The sequence below is a fragment of the Oleiphilus sp. HI0061 genome, assembly GCF_001635675.1.
Genome location: NZ_LWFE01000173.1, coordinates 1 through 1,009 on the forward strand (window position 1 = coordinate 1; position 1,009 = coordinate 1,009).

1 protein-coding gene and 1 pseudogene are annotated in these 1,009 nt (G+C 43.5%); both read left to right on the forward strand.

Features of this window, described 5'->3' with window-relative positions:
• Positions 1–181 (forward strand): annotated as a pseudogene (locus tag A3735_RS02095) (homoserine dehydrogenase); the annotation flags it as partial.
• Positions 182–244: 63 nt separating this feature from the next.
• Positions 245–1,009 (forward strand): pyridoxal-phosphate dependent enzyme (locus A3735_RS02100; protein ID WP_156499331.1); only part of this gene is annotated, 765 nt, incomplete at its 3' end.

Below are 1,009 nucleotides of genomic sequence, written 5' to 3' on the forward strand. Positions count from 1 at the left end.
GATTAATATTGAGTCAGTGATGCAAAAAGAAACCGACCGAGAGGGTGATTGCATTCCGCTTGTATTATTGACCCATGAAGTGCAAGAGAAGCAAATTAATACTGCTATAGAGCAGATAGAAGCGCTTGAAACGACAAGAAAAGAAGTCGTGAAGATACGCGTTGAGCACTTTAACCATTAATTAGAAGAACCTGAAGGCAGAGCCTTCTTGTTTACGATAGAAATTTTGCTTGGATAGATAAACGTGAAATATATTAGCACACGCGGCGAAGCGCCCCCTTTATCATTTGAAGATGTTTTGTTGACTGGTTTAGCGCCAGATGGTGGGCTCTATGTACCCGAAACCTTACCTCGTTTTACTCAGGAAGAAATCGCATCCTGGGCAGGCCTTCCATACTCTCAGTTAGCTTTCAATGTTATGTACCCCTTTGTTGAAGGTGAAATTCCTGAAGATGATTTCAGGGACATGGTTGAAAAAACCTATGAGGTGTTTGATCACTCTGCCGTCGCACCTTTAGTGCAAGTGGATGCTAACGAGTGGGTGATGGAGTTATTCCGCGGTCCTACACTGGCATTTAAAGACTTTGCCTTACAGCTACTAGGTCGCTTGTTGGATTATGTGCTTAAGAAAAGAAATGAGCGTGTAGTTATTATGGGTGCGACTTCTGGCGATACTGGTTCTGCCGCGATAGAAGGCTGTAAACACTGCGACAACGTCGACATCTTTATTTTGCATCCGCATAACAGAGTATCGGATGTACAGCGTAAACAAATGACGACGGTATTGGGTGATAACGTTTTCAACATTGCTATTGAAGGTAACTTCGATGACTGTCAGCACATGGTTAAAAACAGCTTTGCTGACCAGTCCTTTTTAGAAGGTACTCGCCTGGTTGCTGTGAATTCAATAAACTGGGCGCGAATTATGGCTCAGATTGTCTATTACTTCAGTGCATCCTTAGCGCTTGGTGGCCCTCATAGGAGTGTTGCTTTTTCGGTTCCAACTGGT